The organism is Thiocystis violacea (genome assembly GCF_016583565.1).
GTDB classification, from domain to species: domain Bacteria; phylum Pseudomonadota; class Gammaproteobacteria; order Chromatiales; family Chromatiaceae; genus Thiorhodococcus; species Thiorhodococcus violaceus_A.
This window is the reverse complement of the sequence record NZ_NRRF01000155.1, coordinates 1-3,201: the sequence shown is the minus strand read 5'-3', so window position 1 is coordinate 3,201 and position 3,201 is coordinate 1. Positions and strand designations below refer to the sequence as shown.

Annotated in this window: 2 protein-coding genes; both read left to right on the top strand. The window is 59.8% G+C overall.

Annotation, left to right across the window (positions count from 1 at the left end):
- The first annotated feature begins 824 nt into the window (after positions 1–824).
- Positions 825–2,426 carry an acyl-CoA ligase (AMP-forming), exosortase A system-associated gene (locus tag CKO23_RS24170; protein WP_200335967.1) on the top strand — a complete coding sequence of 534 codons (1,602 nt, stop codon included), beginning with the start codon at positions 825–827 and terminating at the stop codon, positions 2,424–2,426.
- Positions 2,427–2,428: 2 nt separating this feature from the next.
- Positions 2,429–3,094 carry an Rpn family recombination-promoting nuclease/putative transposase gene (locus CKO23_RS24165; RefSeq protein ID WP_242482708.1) on the top strand — a complete coding sequence of 222 codons (666 nt, stop codon included), beginning with the start codon at positions 2,429–2,431 and terminating at the stop codon, positions 3,092–3,094.
- Positions 3,095–3,201 lie beyond the last annotated feature (107 nt).

Genomic DNA, 3,201 nt, shown 5'->3' with positions numbered 1-3,201 from the left:
AACAGCACCCGGATGGTCTCTTTGTCAAGCATCATAATCAACAGCGTTCGAATTGGGTTTTGACGGGAACTGGCTCTCAAGCCACTGTTTTATAAGATATCACAACCCCAGGAGATCCGGGAGAGCCGATTTTTGCCAGCGCACCGTTCAGAAACCCATGCCTTTGAAGGTCGCAAAAGGTGCTCGCACCCAATGCCTTGATTTTGCAGGGTTAGCACGACTCTAACTCGGGGCTTTCGGTTAGAAGTGCTCGAATGCGACAACGTAAGCCACTGATGTTTAATGTTGTATTTTCGCACCTTCAAAGCCCTGCGTTCAGAAACCCTATGTAATTCAATCTGAACTTTATGAACAGACTCTAAGACTTCGCACGGGCCCAAGGCACCGTTCGGACTCGCGGCTTGGATCAGCTTTCTTCAACACTGGCAGGAGGAACACAGCATGGCTGACATCGCCTACCCCCAAGTCAAGCAAGCGCTCGATCGCATCAGAGACCTCAGCGCTGTCGCCGAAACCCGACGGGTTGCCTTGGTGCGCGAGCCGCGCCTTGCGCGACCAAATCAGCGAACTGCGAGCGGAACGGGAGAAAGGCAAGATCGAAGGCATTGGGGAAGCCTTGGCCCGGTTGATCGCGAATGGGATGAACAAAGATCGGGCGCAGCGAACGCTGAGGCTTTAGATCAATCGCGTTCCGTGCGGTCGAGGGCGCCAAAACGTTCCGGACGGGGCGAATGCCCCGTCCGGCTTGGAGGAACTAAACAAGCGTGATTGCATCGCTTCGTCGTCGCGCGTTCGGGAACAGTACGCAAGATTGAGCAACGCTTATGACTGAACTCGTTCCGGTTCTCATCAACCGCCAAGCTGAGTGTGCACCGACAGGGCCGGCGCTGCGCTCAGGCGGGAAAGATCTGTCCTATCAGGCCCTAGCGGGTGCCGTGCAATCCGCCGCCGCGCACTATCTGGAGTTGGGCCTCAATCGTGGTCAGCGTGTAGGGGTCTATCTGGAAAAGCGGCCGGAGACCGTCATCGCGCTTTTTGGCGCTGCGGCTGCCGGGGGTGTCTTCGTCCCGGTGAATCCGCTGCTCAAGGCGGAACAAGTGGCGCATATCCTGGCCGATTGCAATGTCCGCATCCTGGTGACCTCCGCCGATCGACTTGCTTTACTGCAGCCCGTCTTGCGCCACTGCCAGGATCTGCATGTGATTCTAGTAGTCGGGCCGATGCCGGAGGACGCGGATTCCAGTCCGGTCAAACTGGTGCGTTGGGACACGACGGAGACGGCATACAGCTCGGGCACCGCATTTAAACCCCATCGCGTCATCGATACCGATGTCGCGGCGATCCTCTACACCTCCGGCAGTACCGGCCGCCCCAAGGGCGTGGTACTGTCGCACCGCAACCTGGTCGCGGGCGCGGTCAGTGTCTCGTCCTATCTGAAGAACACCGCTCAGGATCGGATTCTGTCGGTGTTGCCCCTGAGCTTCGACTACGGCCTGAGCCAACTGACCACGGCCTTTCATGTCGGCGGCTGCGCGGTCTTGATGAATTATCTGCTGCCGCGCGATGTCATGCGCGCGGTTGCCCGCGAGCGGATCACCGGCCTGGCCGCCGTGCCGCCGCTGTGGATTCAGCTTGCCGAGTTGGACTGGCCCGAGTCGGTGAATGAGCATCTGCGATACATCACCAACTCGGGTGGAGCCATGCCGGCGGCAACCCTGACGAGCCTGCGCGCCAAGCTGCCGCGCACCAAGCCCTATCTCATGTATGGCCTGACCGAGGCCTTCCGTTCGACCTACCTCCCACCAGACGAGATCGATCGCCGCCCTGGCTCGATGGGCAAGGCGATCCCAAACGCCGAGATCCTGGTGGTGTGCGAGGATGGCACCCCTTGCGCCCCCGGCGAGCCGGGCGAGTTGGTGCACCGCGGGATTCATGTCTCCTTGGGCTACTGGAACGATGTCCAAAAGACCGCCGAGCGGTTCAAGCCAGTCCCCGACCAATCCCCCGGCCTGCCCCTCCCCGAGATCGCGGTCTGGTCTGGGGACACCGTCAAGATGGACGCGGATGGCTATCTCTATTTCGTCGGACGCCGCGACGAGATGATCAAGACCTCGGGCTATCGGGTCAGCCCGACCGAAGTCGAAGAAGTCGTCTACGCCACCCAGCACGTCGCCGAGGTCGCGGCCGTTGGCGTGGCCCATCCGGTTTTGGGTCAGGCGGTCGTCCTGATCGTCTATGCCCCCGATCATGACGACGAGACCAGCGCCGCGATCCTGACCGAATGTCAGAAGCGCCTGCCAGCCTTCATGGTTCCGGCGCGGATCATCGTCCGCCATGAACCCTTGCCACGCAATCCCAACGGCAAGATCGACCGTAAGCGGCTCGGCCTGGAGTTGGAACATCTGTTTCAGGATGGCACCTCCTGAGGATGAACACCCACGATCCCAGCTATAAACTCCTCTTCTCGCACCCGCAAATGGTGCGGGATCTGTTGCTGGGTTTCATCGACGAAGCCTGGGTCGCCGACCTGGACCTCGATACCCTGGAGCAGGTCAGCGGCAGCTATGTCAGCGACGACCTGCGCGATCGCGAGGATGACATCCTGTGGCGCGTGCGCTTTCGTGACCGCTGGCTCTACCTGTATCTGCTGCTGGAGTTCCAATCCACTGTCGATCCGTACATGGCGGTGCGCCTGCTCACCTATCTCGGGTTGCTCTATCAGGATCTGATCAAGCAGCAGGCAACGACCGAAACCGGCAGGCTGCCCCCCGTACTCCCGATCGTGCTCTACAATGGCAAATCTAGCTGGACGGCGGCCACCGAACTGCTCGACCTGATCGAGCCGGCGCCGGGACGTCTGCGTGATTACGCCCCACGCTTGAAGTACCTGCTGCTTGACGAGGGGACGATCGACGAAAGCGCGCCCTGGGCATTGAGAAACCTGGTGGCCGCCTTATTCAGACTGGAGAAAAGCCAGGGGCCCGGGCCGCTCCACGACGCTGTCTCGGCTTTGATCGACTGGCTGGCCGCGTCGGAGCAGGCCAGTGTGCGCCGCGCTTTCACGGTTTGGATTAAGAAGATATCCGGAACATAGTTTGCTTAAACTTTAGGTTTCTTGGAGTTTTCGGAATAAGATTTGTGCGCAAGCCAGGTGAATCAGTGCCAAGTAATTGGGCATCTGGCAAACATAACGGGTACGAA

Coding starts and splice junctions, on each gene's coding strand:
- CKO23_RS24165 (WP_242482708.1), top strand. CDS start 2,429: ATGAACACCCACGATCCCAGCTATAAACTCCTCTTCTCGCACCCGCAA.
- CKO23_RS24170 (WP_200335967.1), top strand. CDS start 825: ATGACTGAACTCGTTCCGGTTCTCATCAACCGCCAAGCTGAGTGTGCA.